Genomic DNA, 25,468 nt, shown 5'->3' on the forward strand with positions numbered 1-25,468 from the left:
TTGATTCTCCTTGCTTGTCGTGCGTCGCTTGCTTGCCTTGCCGGTCACTGGCCTTTGATGCCCAGCTTCTTGATCAGGGGTTCCCAGCGCTTCAGCTCGTCGTCCATGTAAGCGCGGAACTCGGCGGGCGTGCTGCCGACTGGATCCATGAACGGCGTTTGCAGCCGCTTGGCGACTTCCGGGTCGCGGATGGCCTGGATCAGCGCATCCGACAGCTTCTTCTGGATGTCCGCCGGCACCTTGGACGACACCACGAAGCCGATCCACGCCGACCCCTCGATACCCGGCACGCCCACTTCAGCCAGCGTGGGGATGTCCGGCAGCAGGGCGGAACGCTTGGACGAGGTGACGGCCAGGGCTTTCAGCCGCCCGTCTTTCACCATCGGCATGACGGCGATGGGGGGCAGCGCCGCGAACTGCGTATCGCCCGACAACAGCGAAGTCAGCGCGGCGGGCGACGAGGGGTAGGGCACGTGCGTGGCGCGCGCACCGATCTGCTGCAGCAGTAGTTCTACGGCCAAGTGCGATACGGTGCCTGCCCCGGGCGACGGAAAGTTGTATTTATCCGGATTCCGCTTCAACGCATCCAGCAACTGGCCGACATTGGCGATGCCGGCCGACGCCGGCACGACCAGCACGTTGGGCTGGTGCACGGCCAGCGTCAGCGGTGACAGGTCGGTCGCCGGCGCATACGGCAGCTTGTCGAACAACAGCGTGTTGTTCACCAGCGGGCCGGTGATGGACACGCCGAATGTGTAGCCGTCGGGCTTGGCGTTGGCGATGGCGAAGGTGCCGATGTTGCCGCTGGCGCCCGGCTTGTTTTCAATGACGATGGTTTGGCCCAGGATGGCGCCCGCCTTTTCGCCGACGATGCGGGCGACCTGGTCGGGGCTGGAGCCGGGGCCGAAAGGGACAATGGCTTTGAGCGGTTGCGTGGGCCACGCATCGGCGGCAAGGGCCGAGGTCAGCGGCGCCGTGGCGGCCAGCCCCAGCATCAGGGCGCGCGCCGCCACACGGCGGACCAGCGTCAGCGGACGGAGCTTATTCATGCGCGTCTCCCACGTCTTTCATGGTGTTGAAATAGGTTTGTTCGTTGGCGATGAAAGCGGCGACCATCGCGCGGTAGGTCGCGTCGACGACGGCTTCAAGGTTGGCGAAGCCTTGGTTGTGGCGTTGCGCCAGCGCGCGCGCCTTGTCGAACACCTGGGCCTGGCGCGCGGGCGCGCTGACCTGGAACGCATCGCGCTTGAAGCGCGCGGCGTCTTTCACGTACATGGCGCGCTCGGCGATCAGGCGCACGATCTCGTCGTCCAGCCGGTCGATGTTGGCGCGCACCTCGGCCAGGGTGGCGCACAGCGGGCGGTAGTCCGGGTCGGTGTATTCGCGCAGCGGCGCGCCGTGGGTGTCGGGTTCTTGCATGGGCGTCGTCATTGGGTGTAGTCGGGTTGGCGCGCGGGCGCGGCTTGCTGGAAGGCGGGCTGTGCGTTGCAGTGGTCGAAGATGCGCAGAATGCGCGGGTAGGCGGCCAGGTCGCAGCCCATCCGCTGCGCGTTGGCCACTTGTGGCACCAGGCAGCAATCGGCCAGCGTGGGTGCGTCGCCGAAGCAATAGGCGCCATGCCCGTGGCGCGCCAGCAGCTCCTCGACCGCGGTCAGGCCTTCGCGGATCCAGTGGTGGTACCAGGCGTTCTTCTGTTCGTCGGTTGCGCCCAGCACGTCTTGCAGATAGCGCAAGATGCGCATGTTGTTGACGGGATGGATGTCGCAGGAAATGGCGTCGGACAGTTCCAGCACGCGCGCGCGGGCCAGGGTGTCGGCCGGCATCAGGCGCGGCTCGGGATGCGTGGCGTCCAGGTAGTCGATGATGGCAAGCGATTGCGACAGCCGGATATCGCCATCGACCAGCAGCGGTACGCCCGCCGACGGATTTTTGGCCACATAGTCGGCGGCGCGCTGCTCCTGTTTGCGCAAGTTCACGGGCAGATACGTGTAAGGCAGGCCCTTGAGCGCCAGCGCGATGCGCACGCGGTAGGACGTCGAGCTATTGAAGAAGCTGTGGAGTTGCATGGGTTGTGCGTCGGTAGGGGCGGAAAGTCGTGGAATGGCCTTATTCGGCCGTGATGCCGGTGCGCGCGACAACGTCGTCCCAGCGCTTGGCGTCACGAGCGATCAGGGCGCCGAAATCGGCGGGCGTGGACGTCGCGGGGACCATGCCTTGGGCGTCGAAGGCGGTGGCCGTGGCGGGCGTCTTCAAGATGGCATTGATTTCGCGGTTCATGCGGTCGACGATGGCGGGCGGCGTGCCCTTGGGCGCCAGCACGCCGTACCACATGTCGACGTCGGCGCCTTGCAGGCCGGCTTCCGTCAGCGTGGGCGTGTCCGGCAATTGCGGCAGGCGCTTCGGGCTGCCCGTGGCAATCACTTTCAGCTTGCCCGCCTTGATTTGCGGCAGCGCCACGTGCACGGGCAGGAACATGTAGTCCAGGCGGCCGCCAAGCATGTCAGTGACGGCGCCGGCGGTGCCCTTGTAGGGCACATGCAGCATGGTGGCGTGGGTGCGGTCCAGGAACAGCGCCATCGACAGATGATGCGGCGTGCCTACGCCGGGCGTGCCGTAGCTGAGCTTGCCGGGCGCGGCGCTGGCCGCGCGCACCACGTCGTCGACGGAGTTGGCGGGGTTCGACGGATGGGTGACCAGCAGCAGGGAACCCCAGGACGTCAGGCCGACCGGCGCGAAGTCCTTCTGTGGATCGAACCTTAGTTTGCCTTTGTAGAGGCTGGCGTTCATGACGAACGTATTCACCGTCACCAGAAAGGTGTAGCCGTCGGCCTCGGCGCGCGCGGCTTTTTCGCTGCCGATGTTGCCGCTGGCGCCGGCAAGGTTCTCTACCACGACAGGCTGCCCCAGCGTTTGGGGCAGGCTTGCCGCCAGTTGCCGGGCAATCAGGTCGATGCCGGTGCCCGGCGTGAACGGAACCACCAGCGTAATGGGCCGTTCCGGCCATGCCGCGTGGCTGGCCGCGGCCGCGAACGCCAGGACCGCGGTGCCAAGCAGGCGGATGAAGTTGCACATGGTTTGTCTCCTGTTCCTGTTGCCGGTCATGCGCCGGCTTGGTGTCGGCGGCGGCCCAAGGCCGCGCCGGGTCGGGCTACACGTAGGGTGCCCGGGCTTTCAGGGCTTCGGGGTCGAAGCCGGCCACCTGCTTGTAGCGCCGGGAAATGCTCTCCAGCTCGTCGCGGCTGATCACGTCTTCAATGCGCGTGTACGGACGATCGGCGGAACGTTCATGCACCTCGCGCAGGATGGCGTCGGGCGGATTGCTGCGGTTGGTCAGGACCACGCGGGTGGTGGCCTCTACCCGGGCGCGGTCATAGGCCTGCAACGCGTCGGGGATGAGCCCCTGGCGCTTTAACTGGCCCGTCAGATAGCGGGCGTCTATCACCGCCTGGCCCGCGCCGTTCGAGCCACGGGGCACCATCGGGTGCGCGGCGTCGCCCAGCAAGGTCATGCGGCCTTTCGTCCAGGTGGGCAGCGGGTCCTGATCCACCATCGGATATTCCAGGATGGCGTCGGCGTCCTGGATCAGGCGCGCGACATCCAGCCAATCGAAATGCCAATCGGCGAACGCGGGAAAGAAATCCTCAAGCCGGCCGCTGCGGTTCCAGTCGCGGACGGCGGGCTCGGCGGCTTCGATCTCGGCCACCCAATTCACCAGCTGGTTGCCGTTGGCGTCGATGTTGTCGCGGATGGGATAGATGACCATTTTCCCGGTCGACAGCCAGCCCGCCCGGACCATGCTGGCGCCGGACAGGAACGGCTTGCATCGCGTGGTGCCGCGCCACATGTTCACGCCGGAATAGCGGGGCGCGCCTTCTTGCGGATAGAGCTGCTTGCGCAGCACCGAGTGGATGCCATCGCAGCCGACCGCGATGCGTCCGCGCACGAGGGCCAGCGCATTGCCGTCGTTGTCCTGGAAGCGCGCCGTCACGGTGTCGGCGTCTTGCTCCACGCCGGTGCAGCGGGCGTTGACGGTCACGCAACCGTCGCCCAGGCGTTGCCGCACGGCCGCCAGCAGCGCCATTTGCAGATCGCCGCGATGGACGGAGTATTGCGGCCAGTCGTAGCCGGCATCCAGGCCGGCGGGCTCACCGTAGATGAACTGGCCATGGCGGGTATAGAACACGGATTCGCGCGTGCGCACGGCAATCGCGTCCAGCGCGGGCAGTAACCCCAGTTCGTCCAGTTCGCGCGTGGCATGCGGCAGCAGGTTGATGCCCACGCCCAGCGGCTTGATCTCGGGCACGGCTTCGTAGACGCGGCACGCGATGCCGGCCTGATGCAGGCTTAGCGCCAACACCAGGCCACCGACTCCGGCGCCCACGATGATCACATCGGTGTCGTATTGCATGGCTACCCCATCCGCACGCTGAGCGTGCCCAGGCCGTCGACGCCGCCCACCATCGTGTCGCCGCGCACCACGGGCCCCACGCCTTCCGGCGTACCGGTGTAGATCAAATCGCCGGCTTCCAGGCGGAAGTACCTGGACAGATAAGAGACGGTTTCGGCGACGGACCAGATCAGCTTGCCGATGTCGCTGCGTTGCTTGTCGGCGCCGTTGACCTGTAGCCAGATGGCGGCCTGGCCGATGCCGTTGACTGACTCGGCGGGGTGCAGCGGGCCGATGGGCGCGCTGTGGTCGAAGGCCTTGCCCAGTTCCCACGGGCGGCCGGCCTCACGCATTTTCATCTGCAGGTCGCGCCGCGTCATGTCCAGGCCCACGGCATAGCCCCAGACGTGCGCCAGTGCGTCGTCCACTGCGATGTTGGCGCCGCCCTTGCCGATGGCCGCGACCAGTTCGATCTCGTAATGCAGGTTGGCGGTCTCGGGCGGGTAGGGCAGGTCCCGCGTTTGGCCGTCGGCGACCGGCACGACCGCGTCGGCCGGCTTGCAGAAGAAGAAGGGCGGTTCACGGTCGGGGTCGAAACCCATTTCGCGGGCGTGGGCGGCGTAGTTGCGGCCCACGCAGTACACGCGGCGGACGGGGAAGGCGTCCTGGCTGCCAGCGATGGGCACGGCGACAGGAGCGGCGGGAGCAAACACGAAAGACATGGATCACCCTTGGGATACGGGGGTTGGGAAAATCGGAATGGGTCGCGCGGCGCCCGATCAGGCGATGCGTTCTTCGCGCCACAAGCCCAGCGCGTCTTGCACGGGGCGGTCCGAATAGCTGAACAGCGTGGCGTCTTCCAGCGCGGCAAGTTGCACGGGCAGCCAGGACGGGGCGACGAAGACGTCGCGCGGGCCGAAGTGGAATTCCTGGTCGCCGATGCGCGCCGTGCCGCGCCCTTCCACCACGCTGTAGACCGTGGAGTCGGTGCTGCGGTACGTCTTGCCCTGGAAGCCGGCGGGCAGCAGTTGCATGAACGTGGCCATCGTCGGCATGGGGTAGCCGCCCGTGGCAGGGTTCAGGTAACGCAGCTTCACGCCGTCCCAGGGATCCAGTTCGCCGTGGCGGTACAGGGCGTCCAGCGCCTCGCGGCTGCGTTCGTAGGGGTAGTTAAAGATGGGCGAGGTGCCGCTTGTGGCCTGATGGCGCACGGGCGCCATGTTGTGTCCGAAGCGGGCCATGCTGTCGCCTTCGGGCCGGGTGACGGGCTGGGTGGCCTGGGGATAGTTTTCGGCGAAGCCGGCGTCCAGGAACCGCAGCAGCGGGATGTCCAGGCCGTCCAGCCACACGACGGGTTCGCCGCCTTCCGCAGTCTCGGCATTGCCGTGATCGTGCCACGTCCAGGAGGGCGTGATGATGAAGTCGCCCGGGTGCATGGTGGTGCGCTCGCCGTTCACGGCCGTGTAGGCGCCGCGTCCTTCCACGATGAAGCGCAGTGCTGACTGCGTGTGGCGATGGCTGGGCGCGATCTCGCCGGGCAGGATCAATTGCAGGCCGGCGTACAGGCTCTGCGTGATGCTGGCCTGGCCCGGCAGACCGGGGTTTTCCAGGATCAGCACGCGCCGCACGGCTTCTTCGGCGGTGATCAGCGAACCGGACGCCATGACGTCGTCGCGCACGTCGTCGTACTTCCACAGGGCGGGCACGCAGCGCGGGGCGGGCTGGTGGGGTACCAGGTTGTGCAGGGACTCCCACAAGGGAGCCATGTGCTTCTTGGCGATGCGCGTGTAATAGGCTGCGCGGTCAGCGCTGCGGTCGGCAGCGTGATCGGCGCCGGCGGTGTGGCCGTCGGGCATGGTTGTCTCCTGTATGTCCGGCTATTGCCGGCTTCTACGGGTGGCCGCCGCGTGGGTCGCGGCTGGTCCGGGTATGGAGACGATTATGCGCAGGCAGCTATGTGTTTAATAATGAAATTATCTTATTATCCATACGAATAACAATATACATACGAGACAAACCTCCTTCCAACGAGGGCCCGCATGGACTGGACTCACCGCCTGCGGCTGCGCAATCTGAAGATGCTGCTTAGTCTGGCGCAGACCCGCAACATCAGCCATTCGGCCGCGATGCTCAACACCACGCAGCCGGGGTTGTCCAAATGGCTGAAAGACCTGGAAGACGATATCGGCCTGCCGCTGTTCGAGCGCCACGCGCGCGGCTTGCGCCCGACGCCGCATGGCGATGTGCTGATCGCCCATGCCCAGCGTGTGGAATCGCAGCTGGACCGCGCCAGCGCCGACATGGCTGCGCTGCGTGAAGGCGGCGGCGGCCGCGTGGTGATCGGCGCATCGGGCGCGTCGGCGTCCGATACGGTGCCGCTGGCGGTGATGAAGCTGCTGGAACGCATGCCGCAAGCGCGCGTGAAACTCGTCGAGGGCACGACGGACCGCCTGCTGGCGCAACTGGCCCAGGGAGACCTCGACATCGTGGTGGGACGCTCGGCGCCCGAACACCATGACCCCGCGATCCGGTTCGAAGCCTTGTACCTGGAACCGATCCACCTGGTGGCGCGTCCGCGCCATCCGCTCTTCGCCATCGAGCAACCTGGGTGGCAAGACCTGCTGTCGTACCGCTGGATCCTGTGGCCCAAGGGCACGCCCATCCGCAATGCCGTGGACGCTGCGTTGGCGGCGGCGGGGCAGGCGCCGCCGGCGGACCATATTGAGTCGAACTCGGTCACGATCAACCTCACGCTGATCAACAACAGCGACATGATCGGCGTGGCGTCGCACCGCGCGGCGCTGCGGTTTTCGCAGATGCGGGCGATGCGGATTATTCCGATGCGGCTTTCCGGCTTCGGATCCGTGGCGATGTACTGGCGTGAAGACGCCTTCAGGCCCCTGGCGGTGCAGGAAGCCATGGCGGCCTTGCGCAACACGGTGTCAGAGCATGCGCCTGGCGTGACAAGGCCGTGATGCCTGCTTCCGGCGCGGGCCTGAATGCGCTGATTGCGCAGTGCCGACGGGTGGAGGCGGCACTGGCGGACGGCGCCGATCCGGCCACGTCGGTGGCGCTGCATCGGTTTCTGGCCGATATGGATGCCCGGCGGACCCCGCCAGGAATGTGGTCGCCGCTGGCGTTGTCGGTGCTTGTGATGACGGGCGGCCTGGGCGTGGGCATAGAAGTGCTAAGCCTGCTGCTAAGCGTCGTGGGCTCGGCCTGGGCGGCGTTTGCGCTGGTGGTCGTGTGCGCGGGAACGGCGCTGGCGTTGTCGATCGCGGTGGTGATGCTGATGGCGGGGCGGTCAGCGGGACTGGTGATCGTGAAGTGGCTGGCGACCGGCTTGGTGGCGGTGGGCGGTCTGGGGCTCATCGCGTGGACGCAAGGGGATGTGCGGGCGGTGGGGCCGGTGGTGGCGTTGCTGGGCGGGTTGGGAGCCTGGTTGGTGGCGAATAGCGGCGGGTTTTTTGTGTTCGTGGGGTATCGGGTGGCGAGGCGGTATCTGGATCGTCGGGGGTAGGGTGTTGGTTCTTGAGGCGCCCGCCGCCTGGGCGGCCTTCTGGGGCTTACGCGGTGTCTTGCGTTGTGGCGTGTGACTAACTGATCGAGCTCTGTAGGATGGGTGGAGTGCGCCGCGCTTTGCCCGCGAACGCGGCTACCTGCCGCACGCAACCCATCATCGATGCATGCCGCTGCCGCTGCCGCCGACATGGTGATCGACGCCTGCAGGAGGCCGCGACGATGGGTTACGCGCGATGGACGCTCGTGTACGGGTGTAGCGCATTGCGCGCTACACCCATCCTACTTGGCCGCCACCGCGTCTGGCGGAACCGGATTTTCCCAGCCGCCGCCGATGGCGCGGATCAGGCCTACCGCCGAGCGCGCCTGCTCGCCGCTCAATTGCACGGCGACGCGTTGTTGCAGCAGGACGCTGCGATCGGCTTCGATCACGTCCAGGTAGCTGATCGAGCCTTCACGGTACTGCGTGTGCGACAGCTTGGCGGCGCGGGCCGAGGCTTCGACCGCGGCGTCTTGCGCCTTGGTCTGGTCCGCCAGGATGCGCAGGTTCGCCAGGTTGTCTTCAACTTCGCGGAACGCGTTCAGCACGGTCTGCCGGTAGACGGCGACGTCTTCCTCATAGACGGCGCGGGCGCGGTCCAGGCCAGCTTGGCGGCGGCCGCCGTCGAAGATGGGCATCGACAGCGCGGCGCCGACCAGCGGGCCCAGCAGGAACGTGCGGCTGGACCACTGGAACAGGTTACCCAGGTCGGACGACTCGTAGCCGAAGGCGCCGGTGATGTCCAGGCGCGGGAAGAACGCGGACTTGGCGGCGCCGACGCGGGCGTTGGCAGCGGCCATTGCGCGTTCCGCGGCGGCGATGTCGGGGCGGCGTTCCAGCAGCGTCGACGGCAGACCCGCGGGGATCGACAGCGCGACCTTCTGGATCGGCTGCGGCGGCATCGTGAAGTCGGACGGGGCGCGGCCCAGCAACACAGCCAGCGCGTGTTCGGTCGTGGCGCGGCGACGGTCGATGCCCAGTGCTTCCGATTGCGCGGAGGCGAGTTCCGCCTTGGCCCGTGCCAGATCCAATTCGCTGATGTCACCGGCGTCGTAGCGGCGCTGGATCAATTGCAGGGTGTCGGTGCGCAGCTTGACCGTTTGGTTGTACAGCTGCGATTCCGCGTCCTGCTCGCGCACCAGGAAGTACGTGGTGGCAACGTCGGCCTGCAGGGCCAGCAGCACCGACCGGTACAGGGCCTCGCTTTGCTGGGCGTCGGCCGTGGCGGCGTCCGCGGTGGATGCCACGCGGCCGAACAGGTCGGCTTCATACGACACCGCGCCTTGGGCGCGCCACGTGGTCACCGGGTTGGTGGACGTGCCGTCGGGCAAGCCTTGCGACACGGCCGAGGGGCGTTGGCGGTTGGGGCCGAAGGCCGCATCCAGCGTGGGGAAGAAACCGGCGCGGGCTTCGCGCTGCAGGGCGCGCGACTGCGCCAGGCGGGCGGCGGCGGCTTGCAGGTTCTGGTTGGCCTGTTGCGCTTCTTCCTGCAATTGGTTCAGGCCGTCGTCGCCGAACACTTTCCACCAGGCGCCGCGCAGCGCGTCTTCAGACGGCTCAGCGGGCTTCCAGGTGCCGGCTTCGGACGCGGGCAGGGCGGCTTCCTTGAAGGCCGCCGGCGCGGCGGCGGACGGTTTTTCGTAAGTGGGGCCCACCGCGCAGCCGGCCAGCACAAGCAGGACGGCAAGCAGGGCGGAACCGCGGGTCAGTCTTTGGATCATGATGAATTCTCTTTGTCGCGCGCCTTGCCCGCTGGGGCAAGGCGCGCTGGCTTCTCTGTGGGTCTGCCAGCCGGTCAGGCGTGAGGCTGCGGGGCGGGCGGCGCATTCGTGTCGATGTGCGGCGCGCACTCCGGCGCTTCATGCGGGGCCGCCGAGTGCAGCGGCTTGCCGCCCAGCGAACGCAGCAGCACGTAGAACACCGGCGTCAGGAACAGGCCGAACAACGTCACGCCCAACATCCCGAAGAACACCGCCACGCCCATGGCATGGCGCATTTCGGAACCGGCGCCGGACGACAGCACCAGCGGCACCACGCCCATGATGAACGCGATGGACGTCATCAAGATCGGGCGCAGACGCAGGCGGCTGGCTTCGATGGCGGCTTCCAGCGGCGTGCGGCCGCTCATTTCAAGCTCTCGGGCGAACTCCACGATCAGAATCGCGTTCTTCGCCGACAGCCCCACCAGCACCATCAAGCCGATCTGCGTGAAGATGTTGTTGTCGTTGCCCGTCAGGTAGACGCCCGTCAGCGCGGCCAGGATGCTCATCGGCACGATCAGGATCACGGCCAGCGGCAAGGTCAGGCTTTCATACAGCGCGGCCAGCACCAGGAACACCAGCAGCACGCTGATCGGGAATACCCACAAGCCGGCATTGCCCGCCAGAATCTGCTGATACGTCAGGTCGGTCCATTCGAACTTCACACCGCGCGGCAGCGTTTCGGCGGCGACGCGTTCGGCCGCGGCTTGCGCCTGGTCGGACGAGAAGCCGGGCGCCGGTCCGCCGTTGATGTCGGCGGCCGTGTAGCCGTTGTAGCGCACCACCATTTCAGGCCCGAAGGTCTGCTTGACCGTCACCAGTGACGACAGCGGCACCATGTCGCCCGCGGCATTGCGGGTCTTCAGTTGCAGGATGTCGTCGGCGTGGGCGCGGAACGGCGCATCGGCTTGCGCACGCACCTGGAACACCCGGCCGAAGCGGTTGAAGTCGTTCACATACATCGAACCCAGGTAGATCTGCATGGTGTCGAACACTTCCGTCACCGGCACACCCAGCTGCTTGGCCTTCACGCGGTCCAGATCCACGTCCAGCTGCGGCACGTTGATCTCGTAACTGGAGAACGACGGGCCCAGTTCAGGCGTTTGACGCGCCTTTTCCAGGAACGCCTGCTTGGCCTTGTCCAGTTCGGCATAGCCCAGCGCGGCGCGGTCTTCCAGTTGCAGCTTGAAGCCGCCCAGCGTGCCCAAACCCATCACGGGCGGCGGTGGGAACACGGCAATGAACGAGTCCTGGATCGTCGCGAACTTCTGGTTCAGCGAGGCGGCGATGGCGTTGCCCGAGAGTGCGGCGCCCTTGCGTTCGTCAAAGGGCTTGAGCGTCACGAACACGATACCGGCGCTGGAGCTGTTGGTGAAGCCGTTGATCGACAGGCCCGGGAAGGCGATGGCGGATTGCACGCCAGGTTCCTTCAGGGCGATGTCGCTCATGCGGCGGATCACCGCTTCCGTGCGGTCCAGCGACGCGCCATTAGGCAACTGCGTGAAGCCGATCAGGTACTGCTTGTCCTGCGCGGGAACGAAGCCGCCGGGCACCAGGTACGACACGCCGATGGTGGCGGCCACCAGCACCGCGTACACGCCCATCGCGCCGGCCTTGCGGCGGATCACGCCGGACACGCCCGTGCCGTAGGACTCGGACGCGCGGCCGAACATGTTGTTGAACCAGTTGAAGAAGCGGCCGAAGACGCGGTTCATGCCACGGGTCAGCCAGTCCTGCTTGTCGTGATGGCTTTTCAGCAGCAGGGCCGACAGCGCGGGCGACAAGGTCAACGAGTTAAAGGCCGAGATCACCGTCGAGATGGCGATGGTCATGGCGAACTGCTTGTAGAACTGGCCGGTCAGGCCCGTCATGAAGGCCAGCGGCACGAACACGGCGCACAGCGTCAACGCGATGGCGATGATGGGGCCGCTGACTTCACGCATGGCGCGATAGGTCGCGTCGCGTGGACTTAACCCGGCCGCGATGTTGCGTTCCACGTTTTCCACCACCACGATCGCATCGTCCACCACGATCCCGATGGCAAGCACCATCCCGAACAGCGACAGGGCATTGATGGAATAGCCGAACACCAGCAGCAGCGCGAACGTACCCACGATGGACACGGGCACGGCCAGCAGCGGGATGATCGACGCGCGCCACGTTTGCAGGAACAGGATCACCACCAGCACGACCAGCGCAATGGCTTCAAGCAGCGTGTGCACCACGGCTTCGATACTGGACCGCACGAACTGCGTGGGGTCGTATTCGATGCGGTATTCCACGCCCGGCGGGAAGTCTTGCGACAACTCGGCCATGGCGGCGCGCACCTTGCTGGAGACGTCCAGCGCGTTCGCGCCCGGCGATTGCATGATGCCCATGCCCACCGCCTGCTTGTTGTCCAACAGCGAACGCAAGCCATATTCCTGCGCATCCAGCTCCACGCGGGCGACGTCGGACAGGTAGGTCACGGCGCCGTCGGGCGAGGTCTTCAGGATGATGTCTTTGAACTCTTCTTCGCTTTGCAGGCGGCCACGCGCATTCACGTTCAGCTGCAAGGGCACGTCGCCTTGCGTGGGCGATGCGCCGATCACGCCGGCGGCGACCTGGACGTTCTGCTCGCGGATGGCGGCGACCACTTCCGACGCGGTCATGCCGCGCTGGGCGACCTTTTGCGGGTCCAGCCAGACGCGCATCGAGTAGTTGCCCGAGCCCCACACCGTCACTTCGCCCACGCCCGTGATGCGGGCCAGGCGGTCCTTGACGTTCAGGATCGCGTAGTTGCGCAGATAGGTGATGTCGTAGCGGTCATTGGGCGAGATCAAGTGCACGACCAGCGTCAGCGTGGGCGAACTCTTGGCCGTCGTCACGCCCAGGCGCTGCACGTCGGGCGGCAGGCGCGGCAGCGCTTGCGACACACGGTTCTGCACCAGCTGCTGCGCCTTGTCCGGGTCCACGCCCAGCTTGAAATTGACCGTCAGCGTCAGGTTGCCGTCGCTATTGGCCTGCGACTGCATGTACAGCATGTCTTCCACGCCGTTGATGGATTCTTCCAGCGGCGAGGCAACGGTTTCGGCGATGACCTTGGGGTTGGCGCCCGGGTATTGGGCACGCACCACCACCGACGGCGGCACGACTTCCGGATATTCGGAAATGGGCAGCTGGAACATGGCCAGCAAGCCAGCCAGCAAGACCAGGATGGACAACACGCCGGCGAAAATCGGCCGGTCGATGAAGAACTTTGAGATATTCATGAACGTTCTCTGTAGACGCGCCGGCCTTACTTCAGCTCGGCTGCGGCGGTCTTGACCGGGGCAGCCTTGGCGGCAACCATGGGCACGACGGTCGGGGCCACGGCGTCGCCGGGGCGGATGCGTTGCAGGCCATTGACGACGATGCGTTCACCCGCGGCCAAGCCGGTATCGATGACGCGCAGGCCTTCCTGGTTGGCGCCCAGCTTCACCTGGCGGTAGACGGCGTGGTTCTTGTCGTCCAGCACCAGCACGTAGCGCTTGTCCTGGTCGGTGCCGATGGCGCGTTCGTCGATCAGCACGGCCGAACGCGGGTCGCTGCCGCCCAGGCGGACGCGGGCATACAGGCCGGGCAGGAGCGAACCGTCGGCGTTGTCGAATTCGGCGCGCACGCGGATCGTGCCCGACGTCGCGTCCAGGCGGTTGTCCACGGATTGCACGAAGCCGGTGCGCGAATAGCCTTCCTCGTTGGCCAGGCCCAATTCAACCGGCACCGAACCTGCGCGGCCGTTGCGCGCCGGGTTCACATATCTCAGGAAGGTTTGTTCGTCGACGTCGAACGATGCGTACATCTTCGCCACCGACACCAGCCTCGTCAGCGGCACCGACGCGGCGCCGGCCGCGACCACGTTGCCCACGGTGACTTCAGCGCGCGAGACGCGGCCGGCCACCGGCGCTTCGATGCGGGTGTAGCCCAGGTTCAACTTGGCGGAGTCCAGCGCGGCTTGCGCGCCTTGCAGGTTGGCGGCGGCTTCGCGCGCGGCGTTCTGCTTTTCCTCGAAGTCGCGGCGGGCGATGGCGTTGTCCGCCAGCAGGCGCTGGCCGCGGGCCAGTTCCGTGGCGGTGTACGACGCGCGGGCCTTTGCGGCCGTCAGGGCGGCAGCGGCGCGGTCCACTTCAGCTACGTAGGGGCGCGGGTCGATGGTGAAGAGCAGGTCGCCCTTCTTGACGATGCTGCCGTCCTGGAAATGCACTTGCGTCAGCGTGCCGGACACCAGCGGGCGGATGTCGACGCGGTCGATGGCTTCCAGGCGGCCGGAATAACGCTGCCAGTCCACGATGGTCTTGGTGACGACTTCGGCCACCTCGACGGGCGTGGCGGCGGGGGCGCCTTGCGCCATGGCGACATTGCCGCCGGCGGGGCCCCGGGTCAGGGCATAGCCGCCTCCGGCCGCGAGAACGGCTGCAAAGACGACGAGCATAGCGATACGATTGCGCGAAACCATGATGTTTCCTTGAGTGGTATAGGGGCGAAAGCGCGCTTGTTTGAGCCTGGGGCGGAGGCGGCGCCGGCGGTCCGGGGCATGGCAGTCCTTAGCGTCCGCGGGATATATGCATATGCTGCAATGCAACATGCAACAGGGTTGCGATTCCCGGGCAGGGGCGCCTTGGCGGGGCGGGATCACTGCGGTGTCGGAAGCTGAGGATTGACATGCCCTGTAAAGGCGCCGGGAGGCAAGGGCACTTCAAGATGGTTTGCATTCTGAGTGTTTTGTGGGGCCGGATAAACATGTCTATCTCGGCAACACTGTTCGACAGAAATGACTAATCAGCGGCGAAATCGGGTTATGCTCCGTTCACCCCGACTTATTTGCCCAAAAGGACACCGTCGCCATGGACCGTTTTCAGGCTATGCAGGTGTTTGTGCGCGTCGTGGACGCCAATAGCTTCACCCGGGCGGCCGACAGCCTCTCGCTTCCGCGCACCACCGTCACCACCATCATCCAGAACCTCGAACGCCTTCTGGGCGTGCGCCTGCTCAATCGCACCACGCGCCGGATCGGCCTGACGCCGGACGGCGCGGGCTATTACCAGCATTGCGTGCGCATCCTGGCGGACGTCGAAGAAACCGAGGCCTGTTTCCAGGAAGCGGCGCTGCGCCTGAAAGGGCGGCTGCGCATCGACGTCCCGACGTGCATCGGGCGGCTGATCCTGATTCCCGCATTGTGTGATTTCCACGACAAATACCCCGACGTCGAGCTGGTGCTTGGCCTGGGCGATCGCCCCGTGGATATGGTGCAAGAGGCCGTGGACTGCGTGATCCGCGCGGGCGACCTGGAAGATTCCAGTCTGGTCGCGCGGCGCATCGGCACCCTGCAGACGGTGACATGCGCTTCACCCACCTATGTGGCGCGCCACGGCATGCCGCAAACCATCGAATCGTTGCGCGACCACCACGCGGTGCACTACTTCATGAGCCGCACGGGCCGTAACTGCACCTGGGATTTCAAGGTCGACGGCAAGCACCAGGAAGTGGACATGAAGGGCACGGTGGCGGTGAACGAAGCCGGCGCCTACCTGGACTGCGGCCTGAAGGGCTTCGGCCTGATTCAGGTGGCCCGCTACATGGCGCTGCCTCACTTGCAGTCCGGCGAACTGATCGAAATCCTGCCGCAGTGGAAACCCAGTTCCACCGCGATTTCGGTGCTGTATCCGCAAAGCCGGCAGCTGTCGCCCAAGGTGCGCGCCTTCACTGATTGGGTGGCGGAATTGTTCGCCGGGTGTCCCTTGCTCAGTGGCCGCGACGAAACCGATCCGGCCGCCAGCTCGTGCGGCGTCTTCCAGCGCCAACTGGGCATGCCCAGCGCGATGACCCTGGCGCAGCCCCAGCCCCAGACCGAACCCGCACGGCTGCAAACGACGCCGCCGCGCCGCCGCAGCGCGCGCGAAGAGGCCGCCGAATACGCCTTGTAAGGGGCAAGCGTGGCGGTCCGACCGGGCCGCTGCGCCGGGAAAACCACGGGAAACCCCGTAGTAAATACAGGGCTTGCGTCCCTCGTATTTCGTGAAACGTCTGTATAGTCCGACAGTCAAAGCCTACAACGCCTTTACTGTCGATCCGCTCTATGCAGCCTGTTCTACCCGCTTACCTGATCGCCCGTTGGCTGCTGCTGCTTGTCTTATTGGCAGGGGTTTACTTCCTTAGCGGTTTTCTCGTTCCCGCGCTTGCCGCGCTGATCATCGGCCTGGCCAGTTGGCCCTTGTACCAGCGTCTGGTCCGGCGCTGCGGCGGCCGCACGGCGGTCGCGGCGTCGCTGGCGCTGCTGGTGGTCGTCGTGGTGCTGATCGTGCCGATGACCTTGGCGCTGTCCTACGCCATCAAGGAAGCCAGTACCTTTTTCGCCTGGGCCATCGCGGCCAACCGCCACGGCGTGGCCGTGCCCAACTGGATCACGTCCATGCCCGTCGTGGGCGAACGCCTGGGCCAATATTGGGAATCGTATATCGGCCAGCCCCACGCGCTGGGCGCGCTGGTCGAAGCCGTCAGCGGCGAACATCTGGGCAATATCTACCGCATGGTGCTGGCGGCCACGGGCAATGTGTTCCAGCTGCTGCTGACCGTGCTGTTCATGCTGATCACGCTGTTCTTCGTCTACAAGGACGGCATCCGCATGGTCGCCCAGCTGGACGTGCTGGGCGAACGCATCCTGCCGGCGCGCTGGCAGCGCTTTTCGCGCGTGGTGCCGGCCACCATCAATTCCACCGTCACCGGCATGGGCCTGATCGCCTTGGGGGAAGGCCTGGTGCTGGGTATCGCCTACTGGGTGGCGGGCGTGCCGTCGCCGGTGCTGCTGGGCGTGGTCACGGGTTTCATGGCGCTGATCCCCGGCGGCGCGCCGTTGTCGTTCACGCTGGTGTCGCTCTATCTGGTGGGCTCCGGCCATCTGGTGGCGGGCATCGCGCTGATGGTCTGGGGCAGTGTCGAACTCTTCATCGTCGACAAGACCCTGCGTCCGCGCCTGGTGGGCGGACCGGTCAAGCTGCCGTTCCTGCCCACGTTCTTCGGGTTGGTGGGTGGCGTGAAGACCATGGGCATCGTGGGGCTGTTCGTGGGCCCGGTGCTGATGGCGTTGCTGGTGGCGGTGTGGCGCGAATGGGTGCACCACGAAGTGCAGGAACGCGACGCAGCCCGGCTGCATCCCCCGATTGCCCCGCCAGCCGAAAAAACACCGTCGACCTGACGCCGGCGCGCCCGGCGCTTTGGTAATCTAGCCATCCCCGCGTATACCGGCGCCTGACCGGTACGCGCCTGCCCCGCACGCAGACGCTTCGCAACCGCCGCGGGGTGTGAGGATCGAGATGTCCGGGTTACTGCCTGATGATCAGATAGCCGTCCTGCGCAAGCAGGGGTTTGTGGTGGCGCGCCAATTCGTGGACGCCAAGCGGGTAGCGGCGCTGCGCGCGCTGGCCGAACGCCATTTGCGCGAGCACGTGGCCCCCATCGAATACGAAGCCGATCTGCGCTACCCCGGCGCGCCCGAATCGCGCGCCGCGGAAGGCGGGCTGACCGTGCGCCGCCTGCTCAGCGCCTATGCGCGCGACCCCTTGTTTGCCCAATGGGCGACGGACCCCGGCATCGGCCAGTGGCTGGCCCGCTATTTCAGCGAGCCGGCCGTGCTGTCGACCGTGCACCACAATTGCGTGATGACCAAGCATCCGGCCTACGGCAGCTTGACGGGCTGGCATCAGGACATTCGTTATTGGTCGTTTTCAGATACGGACCTGGTGTCCTGTTGGCTGGCGTTGGGCCCCGAAAAGCGCGAGAACGGCGGGCTGTCGTTTATTCCGGGTTCGCACGCGGCGGCCTTTACGGCCGAGCAGTTTGATGGCCAGAAATTCTTCCGCGACGACGCGCCGCAGAACGCGGATTGGATCGCGCGGGCGGTCTGCCCGGAGCTGGAGGCGGGAGATGTGGTGTTCTTCCATTGCCGCACCTTGCACGCGGCCCAAGGCAACCGCAGCGACCGCGTGAAACTGTCTGTGGTGCACACCTATCACCCGCAGTCCTGCCATCCGCTGCCCGGCACCCGGTCTGCCTCGCAACCCGGGGTGCCGATGGAAAATGCTGCCGACGAAAGCGCCTGAAGTAATTGATATTTGCTATTAATAATTGAATTACAATTACATTAAGCGCAATACGCGATGAGGGACCGGCATATACCTCCTTCGCGGTGATTCTTGCGCGGCATCCCTAGAACTCAATAGGCTGTTCCCTGTGCGCAAATCCACCCCTGACGACACGGAAAAACCGCAGGCGCCGACCGAGACCCGGTCTTCGCTGTTTGTCGGTTCCACTGAAAAAGCCTTTCAGGTGCTGCACGCGTTCGACGGTTCGAAACGCCACATGACGCTGGCCGATATCGCGCGCGCATCCGGCCTGGACCGCAGCGCGACGCAGCGCCTGGTCTACACGCTGGAAACGCTGGGCTATCTGCGCCGCATTCCGGATACGCGCAATTACGGCCTGACGCCGAAGGTGCTGCAGTTTTCGTACAACTATGTGCGCGCGAACGAGCTGATCGACAAGGCGTCACCCTATCTGCTGGACATCAGTCGGACGCTGGGCGAGACGACGAATCTGCAAGAATTGGACGGTCACGAGATCGTTTTCGTGGCCCGTTTCCCGGGCCATCATCTGGTGAATGTGGATATCGCGGTGGGCAGCCGCCTGCCGGCGTTTTTCACGGCGTCGGGCACGGCGATTTTGTCGCGGCTGTCGGACGAGCAGCGCCGCGAGATCCTGGCGCACACAAGGCTGGAAGCGATTACGCCGTATACCGAGGTGAACCCCGATAAGCTGCTGGACCGGGTGCAGCGGGTAGCCGAAAAAGGCTACGCGATTATCGTGAACGAGACGGTGCTGGGCGATATTTCGGTCGCGGCGCCGGTGATCGATCATCGGGGGCTGGCGGTGGCGGCAATCAATATTTCTGTGCCGACGACGCGGTGGACGGTGGCGCGGGTGGAAGCAGAGTTGGCGCCGCATGTGCAGGTGGCGGCGACTTCGATTTCTAAATCTAAGTTTTCGGCTTATTCGAGGTAGGGGGCGGGGGCGCGGAGGGGGCTTTAGGTCTTCGTTAGGCGTGCGTTGGATCTTCGTGGGACGCTCGTCGCCGGGGTCGGGTGGGTGGCGCGCGCCCACGATTGCGGTCCGGAGCCTTCGCTCCGGACTGCCCCTTCGTCATCTTCGTTGCGGCCTGCGGCCGCTGCCTTCAGATTCCCTCGGGCGCATCAAGGTTGCGCGCCACCCACCCGACCCCGGCGACGAGCTGCGCCGTCTTGGTTTGCGCGCTGCTAGGGTGCGACTTAATGACGAGGTTTGCGGGGCCCGCCGAATGCGGCCGCGGGAGCGGCGCGCGATCGGCTTACGCATCGCATTACGTCGGTGCGATATTCGCTGGCGCGCTGGTAGGGAGTGGTTTTCTATTGGCCCCGCCGTCAAGTGGGGGAGGTGGAGCGACGGGTGGCGCGCGGCAGATAGCTGATTGCTTGGCCCGACCTGTACGCGCGCCACCCGTCTAAAAGGGAGGCCGGTGATGGGATCCGGCGATGTCGTGCTTCTGACGAACTATCGTCAACGGTGAATTGATCGCCAACCATGCGGTGATCGTCAACCGTGAATTCATCTCCGGCGACGCATTGATCGTCAACCGCGGATTCATCTCCGACGGCGCATTGATCTTCAACCGCGAATTCGTCTCCGACGGCGCATTGACCGTCAACCGCGAATTCATCTCCGACGGCACATTGATCGTCAACCGCGAATCTATCTCCGACGGCGCATTGATCGCCAACCACGAATTCATCTCCGGCGACACATTGATCGTCAACCGCGAATCGGTCTCCGACGGCGCATTGATCGCCAACCGCGAACTCATCTCCGACGACGCATCGATCGTCAACTGCGAATTCATCTCCGATGGCGCATTGATCTTCAACCGCGAATTCATCTCCGACGATGCATTGATCGTCAACCGCGAACTCATCTCTGACAACGCGTTGATCATCAATCGCGAATCCGTCTCCGACGGCGCATTGACCGTCAACCGCGAACTCATCTCCGACGACGCATCGATCGTCAACGGCGAATTCGTCTCCGACGGCGCATTGATCGTCAACCGTGGATTCATCTTCGGCGACGCATTGATCTTGAATCGCGAATTCATCTCCGGTGACGCATTGATTTCAATCGTAGGATGGGTGGAGCACGGCGCACCCTTCATAAGAACGGCAACGCCAATCGCGCGCAACCCATCATGTGGGCATGCACCGATGCGATGCTGCCTTATATGCATGGATCGGCGTCATGCGTGATGGGTTACGTGCGGCATGCGTCCGCGTGCTCGGGCCTACCGGAACGCACTCCACCCATCCTACGGAGCACGGTCAGCATCATCACGACGCAAGACACCGCGTAAGCTCCCAAAGGCCCGCCCGCGCGGCCGGCCGGGAGCGGGCCCCGCAAGATCCTCCACCACCCCACACTGTGGAGTAAGACCTTAAGCACACCGCCCGCCCCAGCGATCGGGAAATTGCATTCAATGGAGCCCGTCGCGGCGGCCCCCCGGGGAGTGCGGGGAGTCGATAAGCCCGAGGGAATCCGTAGGAACTGCCAAAGGCAGCGACGAGGATGACGACGGGGGCAGTCCGGAGCGAAGGCTCCGGACCGCAATCGTTGACCCGCACTCCCCGGGGGGCTGCCGCGACGGGCGTCTAAAGAACCACCAACCTCAAAAAGCAAAGGCCAGCAAAAAAAGCCCCCTCTCCAAACCACCCCAACCCAAATCCCCCCCTTTAAACCACCCCCTCGAACTCCTTGAGCAAAGGCCCCAACTCCGCCCGCAACGCCGCCTGCAAGTCGTCTGCTGGCGCTACCAACGGATCCAGCACTTCAGGCGCGTTCACGCCGATCAGATCCATCACCGACTTCATTGGCCCCGGATTCGTCTCTGCGAACGCCAGATTCATCAGCGGAATCAAACGGCGATGCAATTCCATCGACTCCCGCGTGTGACCTTCGGCCGCCAACGCGTACACCTTCCGCCACGCCGTCGGCAACAGGCTTGCCGTTACCACGATGCCGCCTCGCGCGCCGGCTGCCAGATGCACGGGCAATAGCGTGTCTTCTCCGCTGAACACCGCGAACGACTCGTCCACGCCCGCCACCGTGCGCAGGAAATGGTACATGTCCGTGTTGCAGGCCTTCATGCCGATGATGTTCTCGTGGCGCGACAAGTCGTGCAGCACTTCCGGTGCGATCGCGATGCGGGTGCGGTACGGAATCTCATAGATCATCACGGGCAGCGGCGATGCGTCCGCGTAGCGCAGAAAATATTCGCGGATGCCGGCTTGCGTGGGGGTCGTGTAGTACGGCGTCAGCACCATCAGCGCGTCCGCGCCGGCTTCGGCGAATTCTCGGCCGGCCTGCAGGGCGTCGTGGAAACCGGGGTCCAGCACGCCGGGGATCACCGGCACGCGGCCTTCCACCGCTTCCACCGTCAGCTTGCACATGCGGATGCGTTCGGCGCGGGGCAGCGCGCCGTATTCGCCCGTGCCGCCCAGCGGCACGATGCCATCGATGCCTTGCTTCAGCAAGTAGGCGATCAGCGCACGGGCGGCGGGGACGTTGATGGTGTCGTCGGCGTGGACCGGCGTCGGGATGGCGGGGAAAACGCCGCGAAGATGGGTTGCATTCAACATGTTGCGAATCCTAAGAGGTAATACAAACGCGCAGGGTCAGTTGGCCAGGCTGCGGCGGCGGAGCCGGTCGGCCAGCCAGATCAGCGCGGCAATGAAGATGAAGAGGCACGTCGAGACGGCGGCGATCACCGGGGAAATCTGTAGCGTCACTTCGTCCCAGAACTGCTTGGGCAACGTGGCGTTCAGGCCGCCCGAGGCGAACAGCGCAATCGTCAGTTCATCGAACGACGTTGCGAAGGCGAACAGGAACGACGACATCAGGCCGGCCCCCAGAATGGGGAAGGTCACGAAGCGCAGCGTGGCCCAGGGGCCTGCGCCCAGGCTTTGCGCAGCCAGGTCCAGGCGCGTGTCGTGGTTGCGCAGCACCGCCATCATGGTGATCACCACATAGGGCACGGCGACCACCGTATGCGCCAGGATCAAGCCAATGGTGGAGCCCACCAGGCCGACACGCGCAAAGAAATAGAACATGCCCACGGCGATGATCATGCGCGGCACGACAATCGGCGACAGCACGAAGGCCAGCATCGCCGACTTGCCCCGCATGTTGGCGCGCACCAGCAGGAAGGCGGCGGGCGTGCCGACCAGCATGGCCAGCAGGCCGGTGCCCACGCCCACGATCAACGAACGGGTGATCGCCTGCATCCACACCGGTGATGTGAACATCTGTTCATACCACTGGAGCGAAAAGCCCTTGGGCGGCCACGTCAGGCCGGACCCCGAATCGAACGACAACGGGATCATCAGGAACGCGGGGGCGCTCAGGAACGCCAACACGCCCAGCACGATCCACCACAAGGTGCGCGACTGCCCGGTGCCCGACACCGAGCGGCGCAGCCGCTTGGGTAGCAGCGCGAACAGGGCGTCGGAGACGTTGGCCAGCGCGGTCAACACCGCGTCGCCCGCGCGGCGGGACAGGCTTTCCTTGCCCGATGCGCGCACGCGGGTGGACGCGCCGCCCGTCATGGTGGACAGGCCCAGCACCTTGTCGTAGATGGCGAAAACCACCAGCACCACCACCAGCAGCAACACCGACACCGCGCCGGCGAACTCCCAGTTCATGGTTTGCTGGACCTGATCGATGATGATTTGCGTGATCATCGTTTCTTTGCGCCCGCCCAGCAGCGCCGGCGTGATGAAGAAGCCGATGGCCGTCACGAACACCATGATGGCGGCCGCCGCTACGCCGGGCATCGACAGCGGGAAGTAGATCTTCCAGAATGCCGTGCCGGGCCGCGCGCCCAACGTGGACGCGGCGCGCGGCAGGTTGCGGTCAATGTTCTCCATGACGGACAGCATCGTCAGCACCGCCAGCGGCATCAGGGCGTGCACCATGCCGACCAGCACGCTACCGAAGTTGTAGAGCAGGTTGGCCGGCGCATCCAGGATGCCCAGGGCCTGCAGCAACTGATTGACGACACCGTTGCGGCCCAGCAGCACCACCCAGGCGAACGTGCGCACCAGGAAGCTGGTCCAGAAAGACAGCAGCACCCAGAACAGCAGCGACGTCTTACGCTTGGCCGTCAGGCTAGAGATCAGGTAGGCCACGGGATAGCCCGCCACCACCGAGAAGAACGTCGTCCACAGCGAGATCTTCAACGTGATCAGCAACACGTTCACGTAGACCGACGATTCGAACAGGCGATGGTATTGCGCCAGGCTGAAGCCTTGTTCGCCGACGACGCTTAGCAGCAGCAGTTGGCCGACGGGGTAGATCAGCAGCACCAGCAGCAGCACGACCAGCGGAGCCGCCATCAGGAAATGGCGGCGGCCCGGGCTCATGCGCTTGCGAGGATTGGCAAGGGTTGTCATGCGTTCACTCCGCAATGGCCACCGCGTCAGCGGCCTGCCAGCTGACCGTCAGCGGCTGGCCGATCGCGTATTGCTCGGCCTGGCGCTGCGTGGGGTAGGCCACGACGAGCGGCGCGGCATCCGCCACGCCCGAATCCAGATACAGCTTGGTCAGGCTGCCTGTCACCATCACGTCCAGCAGCTTGCCCGTCAGGCCGGGGTCGGCGGTGGCCACGCGCAGGTTCTGCGGACGCAGCATCACCGTGACTTTCTGGCCCGCCTTGATAGGCGCGCCGTTGGACAGCGCCTGCCCGGTCACGCCCTGGTGGGCCAGCTTCACTGTCAGGGTGTCGCCGTCCACCGAGGTCACTTCGCCTTGCAGCAGGTTCGATTCGCCCAGGAAGTCCGCGACGAACAGGGTGCGAGGGCGGAAGTAAAGGTCGGCCGGCGTGCCCAGCTGTTCGATCGCGCCGCCGTTCATCAGGCAGATGCGGTCGGACATGGTCATGGCCTCTTCCTGGTCGTGCGTCACGTACACGATGGTGGTGCCCAGCTCGCGGTGGATGCGTTTGATCTCAAGCTGCATCTGGTCGCGCAGCTTTTTGTCCAACGCGCCCAGCGGTTCGTCCATCAGGATGATGGCCGGGCGGTAGACCATGCAACGCGCCAGCGCGATGCGCTGCTGCTGGCCGCCGGAGAGTTCGCGCGGCAGACGCGTGGCGACGTGCGGCAGGCGCACCATTTCCAGCGCTTCGTGGGCGCGGCGGCGGGCCTCGGCGGCAGGCACCTTGCGCATCTTCAGGGGGAACGCGATGTTCTCCTCGATGCTCATGTGCGGAAACAGCGCATAGTTCTGGAACACCATGCCGATATCCCGTTCGTATGGCGCGCCGTAGGTGACATCGGCGCCGTCGATCAGCACGCGGCCCTCGTCGGGCTGCGCCAGGCCGGCGATCAGGCTCAGCAGGGTGGTTTTGCCGGACCCGGACGGACCCAGCAGGGTCAGGAACTCGCCGCGAGCGACGTCCAGGTGCGTGGGCGCCAAGGCGACGAAGTCGCCGTAGCGTTTGCCCAGGCCCGAGATTTGCAGATTGGAAGAAGACATGGTGTTCATTCAGAAGAGAATTACTTCAGGACCCAGCCGTTGAAGCGCTCGAGCACGTCGCGCTGCTTGTCCAGCCAGTACGCCGCATTGATGTGCAGACCTGTCTTGATGTTGTCGGGGTGGGTCGGGCAATTGCGCGCCACGTCAGCCTTGATGTAGTCGAAGGCGGCCGGCTGCGTGACGCCGGCGGCAAAGAACTCCACCAGCGCGGCCTGCCGCTTGGGGTCGGAAGCGAACTTGATGAATTCGCGGCAGGCGTCGGCGTTAGGCGTGCCTTTCAGGATGGACCAGTTGTCGCAACCCCAGATGTTCTGGTCCCAGACGATCTGCACCGGCGCGCCGTTGGCGATGGCCGATTGCGCGCGGGACACCCACGTGGCAATCATGTCGACTTCACCCGACCCCAGCATCTGCTCGACCTGGGCGCCCGTGTTCCACCACACGTCCACTGACGATTTGACCTTGTCCAGGCTGGCCAGTGCGCGGTCGATGTCGCAGGGGTAGACCTTGTCGGTCGGCACGCCATCGGCCATCAGCGCTTCTTCGATGGTGTCGAACGGATGCTTGCGCAAGCCGCGGCGGCCGGGGATGTCCTTCACGTTCCAGAAATCCGCCCACGAGGCCGGGGCGCGGCGACCCTTGAACGCGTCCGTGCGGTAGGCCAGCACCGTCGTGTAGACGTTGTTGCCTACGCCATAGGGCGACATGTATTGCTTGGGGATGGTGGCCACGACCGGGTCCGATTCCAGGCCGTGCTTTTCCAGGTAGACCTTGCCGCCTTCGGTCAGCATCAGAATGGCGGGCTGGCTGATCTTGGCCATGTCCCAGGTGTAGTTGCCGGTGTCCACCATGCTGCGGATCTGCGCGGTGGGTTCGGCGTTTGCCTGCACGCCCACCACTTGGATGCCGGTGGCTTCCGTGAACGGCTTGTAGAACACGGCGCCATACGCCTTGCTGTAGATGCCGCCGTCGTCGCGCACGACGATGCGCTTGGACGCCGCGCGCGACGGCGTCCAGATCATGGGCATGGCCAGCGCGGCGGCGCCGGCGGCAACGGTTTTAAGCGCGCTGCGGCGCGAGGCGTTGTGGAGGGTCGATTTCATGGAAGACTCCTGCGGGTCGGGTCAGGGACGACGG

General features: G+C 65.4%; 21 protein-coding genes. 7 read left to right on the forward strand and 14 right to left on the reverse strand.

The genetic code is table 11. From position 1 onward, the window contains the following. Positions 1-44: 44 nt before the first annotated feature. The 7 genes from ACI0FO_RS14145 to gtdA form a co-directional block, all read right to left on the reverse strand. Complete coding sequence (locus tag ACI0FO_RS14145) at positions 45-1,049, reverse strand: Bug family tripartite tricarboxylate transporter substrate binding protein (RefSeq protein ID WP_416027533.1); 1,005 nt, start codon at positions 1,047-1,049, stop codon at positions 45-47. Further along, positions 1,042-1,419 (reverse strand): chorismate mutase, encoded by a 378-nt coding sequence (locus ACI0FO_RS14150; protein ID WP_416027535.1) that lies wholly within the window; start codon positions 1,417-1,419, stop codon positions 1,042-1,044. Before ACI0FO_RS14150 ends, ACI0FO_RS14145 begins: the two co-directional genes overlap by 8 nt. An 8-nt stretch (positions 1,420-1,427) precedes the next feature. Further along, a complete protein-coding gene (gene maiA / locus ACI0FO_RS14155) occupies positions 1,428-2,066 on the reverse strand; it encodes a maleylacetoacetate isomerase (protein ID WP_416027537.1) in 639 nt (212 codons plus the stop codon). Positions 2,067-2,106: 40 nt separating this feature from the next. After that, positions 2,107-3,072: a tripartite tricarboxylate transporter substrate binding protein gene (locus tag ACI0FO_RS14160; protein ID WP_416027538.1), complete on the reverse strand. Its 966-nt coding sequence runs from the start codon at positions 3,070-3,072 to the stop codon at positions 2,107-2,109. 76 nt (positions 3,073-3,148) lie between these two features. Continuing rightward, the gene (locus ACI0FO_RS14165) at positions 3,149-4,408 is read right to left on the reverse strand and encodes a flavin-dependent oxidoreductase (protein ID WP_416027539.1); all 1,260 of its coding nucleotides are present in this window, start codon (positions 4,406-4,408) and stop codon (positions 3,149-3,151) included. Positions 4,409-4,410: 2 nt separating this feature from the next. After that, positions 4,411-5,109, reverse strand: a complete 699-nt coding sequence (locus ACI0FO_RS14170) for a fumarylacetoacetate hydrolase family protein (protein WP_416027541.1) — start codon at positions 5,107-5,109, stop codon at positions 4,411-4,413. 57 nt (positions 5,110-5,166) lie between these two features. Next, positions 5,167-6,243: a gentisate 1,2-dioxygenase gene (gene gtdA, locus ACI0FO_RS14175; protein ID WP_416027543.1), complete on the reverse strand. Its 1,077-nt coding sequence runs from the start codon at positions 6,241-6,243 to the stop codon at positions 5,167-5,169. Between the two features lie 183 nt (positions 6,244-6,426). Between gtdA and ACI0FO_RS14180 the strand changes: the two genes are divergently transcribed. Further along, positions 6,427-7,362: a LysR family transcriptional regulator gene (locus ACI0FO_RS14180; RefSeq protein WP_313458947.1), complete on the forward strand. Its 936-nt coding sequence runs from the start codon at positions 6,427-6,429 to the stop codon at positions 7,360-7,362. Beyond that, the gene (locus tag ACI0FO_RS14185; RefSeq protein ID WP_416028095.1) at positions 7,362-7,907 is read left to right on the forward strand and encodes a hypothetical protein; all 546 of its coding nucleotides are present in this window, start codon (positions 7,362-7,364) and stop codon (positions 7,905-7,907) included. Before ACI0FO_RS14180 ends, ACI0FO_RS14185 begins: the two co-directional genes overlap by 1 nt. 281 nt (positions 7,908-8,188) lie before the next feature. Here the strand turns inward: ACI0FO_RS14185 and ACI0FO_RS14190 are convergent, their stop codons facing one another. The 3 genes from ACI0FO_RS14190 to ACI0FO_RS14200 form a co-directional block, all read right to left on the reverse strand. Further along, complete coding sequence (locus ACI0FO_RS14190) at positions 8,189-9,667, reverse strand: efflux transporter outer membrane subunit (protein WP_313458938.1); 1,479 nt, start codon at positions 9,665-9,667, stop codon at positions 8,189-8,191. A gap of 74 nt (positions 9,668-9,741) precedes the next feature. Further along, a complete protein-coding gene (locus ACI0FO_RS14195) occupies positions 9,742-12,957 on the reverse strand; it encodes an efflux RND transporter permease subunit (protein ID WP_416027545.1) in 3,216 nt (1,071 codons plus the stop codon). Between the two features lie 26 nt (positions 12,958-12,983). Continuing rightward, on the reverse strand, positions 12,984-14,180 hold the full coding sequence (locus ACI0FO_RS14200) for an efflux RND transporter periplasmic adaptor subunit (protein WP_199196958.1): 1,197 nt from the start codon (positions 14,178-14,180) through the stop codon (positions 12,984-12,986). Positions 14,181-14,568: 388 nt separating this feature from the next. Between ACI0FO_RS14200 and ACI0FO_RS14205 the strand changes: the two genes are divergently transcribed. From ACI0FO_RS14205 to ACI0FO_RS14225, 5 genes are all read left to right on the forward strand, one after another. Beyond that, positions 14,569-15,648: a LysR family transcriptional regulator gene (locus ACI0FO_RS14205; protein WP_105560259.1), complete on the forward strand. Its 1,080-nt coding sequence runs from the start codon at positions 14,569-14,571 to the stop codon at positions 15,646-15,648. A gap of 152 nt (positions 15,649-15,800) precedes the next feature. Further along, positions 15,801-16,916 (forward strand): AI-2E family transporter, encoded by a 1,116-nt coding sequence (locus ACI0FO_RS14210; RefSeq protein ID WP_105560258.1) that lies wholly within the window; start codon positions 15,801-15,803, stop codon positions 16,914-16,916. 118 nt (positions 16,917-17,034) lie between these two features. After that, positions 17,035-17,820 (forward strand): phytanoyl-CoA dioxygenase family protein, encoded by a 786-nt coding sequence (locus ACI0FO_RS14215; protein ID WP_416027548.1) that lies wholly within the window; start codon positions 17,035-17,037, stop codon positions 17,818-17,820. A gap of 130 nt (positions 17,821-17,950) precedes the next feature. Beyond that, the gene (locus ACI0FO_RS14220; protein ID WP_416027549.1) at positions 17,951-18,778 is read left to right on the forward strand and encodes an IclR family transcriptional regulator; all 828 of its coding nucleotides are present in this window, start codon (positions 17,951-17,953) and stop codon (positions 18,776-18,778) included. A gap of 542 nt (positions 18,779-19,320) precedes the next feature. Next, positions 19,321-20,049: a hypothetical protein gene (locus ACI0FO_RS14225; RefSeq protein ID WP_416027550.1), complete on the forward strand. Its 729-nt coding sequence runs from the start codon at positions 19,321-19,323 to the stop codon at positions 20,047-20,049. A gap of 480 nt (positions 20,050-20,529) precedes the next feature. Here ACI0FO_RS14225 and dapA read toward each other — a convergent pair whose 3' ends face one another. Genes dapA through ACI0FO_RS14245 form a run of 4 tightly spaced genes read right to left on the reverse strand, consistent with a single transcriptional unit; the run spans position 20,530 to position 25,434 of the window. Beyond that, a complete protein-coding gene (gene dapA, locus ACI0FO_RS14230) occupies positions 20,530-21,435 on the reverse strand; it encodes a 4-hydroxy-tetrahydrodipicolinate synthase (RefSeq protein ID WP_416027552.1) in 906 nt (301 codons plus the stop codon). A 36-nt stretch (positions 21,436-21,471) separates the two neighbouring features. After that, positions 21,472-23,247 carry an ABC transporter permease subunit gene (locus ACI0FO_RS14235; RefSeq protein WP_416027554.1) on the reverse strand — a complete coding sequence of 592 codons (1,776 nt, stop codon included), beginning with the start codon at positions 23,245-23,247 and terminating at the stop codon, positions 21,472-21,474. 4 nt (positions 23,248-23,251) lie between these two features. Continuing rightward, entirely contained in the window at positions 23,252-24,331 is a 1,080-nt protein-coding gene (locus ACI0FO_RS14240; RefSeq protein ID WP_416027556.1) for an ABC transporter ATP-binding protein, read from the reverse strand. 20 nt (positions 24,332-24,351) lie between these two features. Beyond that, the gene (locus tag ACI0FO_RS14245; protein ID WP_416027558.1) at positions 24,352-25,434 is read right to left on the reverse strand and encodes an ABC transporter substrate-binding protein; all 1,083 of its coding nucleotides are present in this window, start codon (positions 25,432-25,434) and stop codon (positions 24,352-24,354) included. Positions 25,435-25,468 lie beyond the last annotated feature (34 nt).

Source organism: Achromobacter marplatensis, assembly GCF_049060505.1.
GTDB lineage: Bacteria > Pseudomonadota > Gammaproteobacteria > Burkholderiales > Burkholderiaceae_B > Achromobacter > Achromobacter marplatensis_A.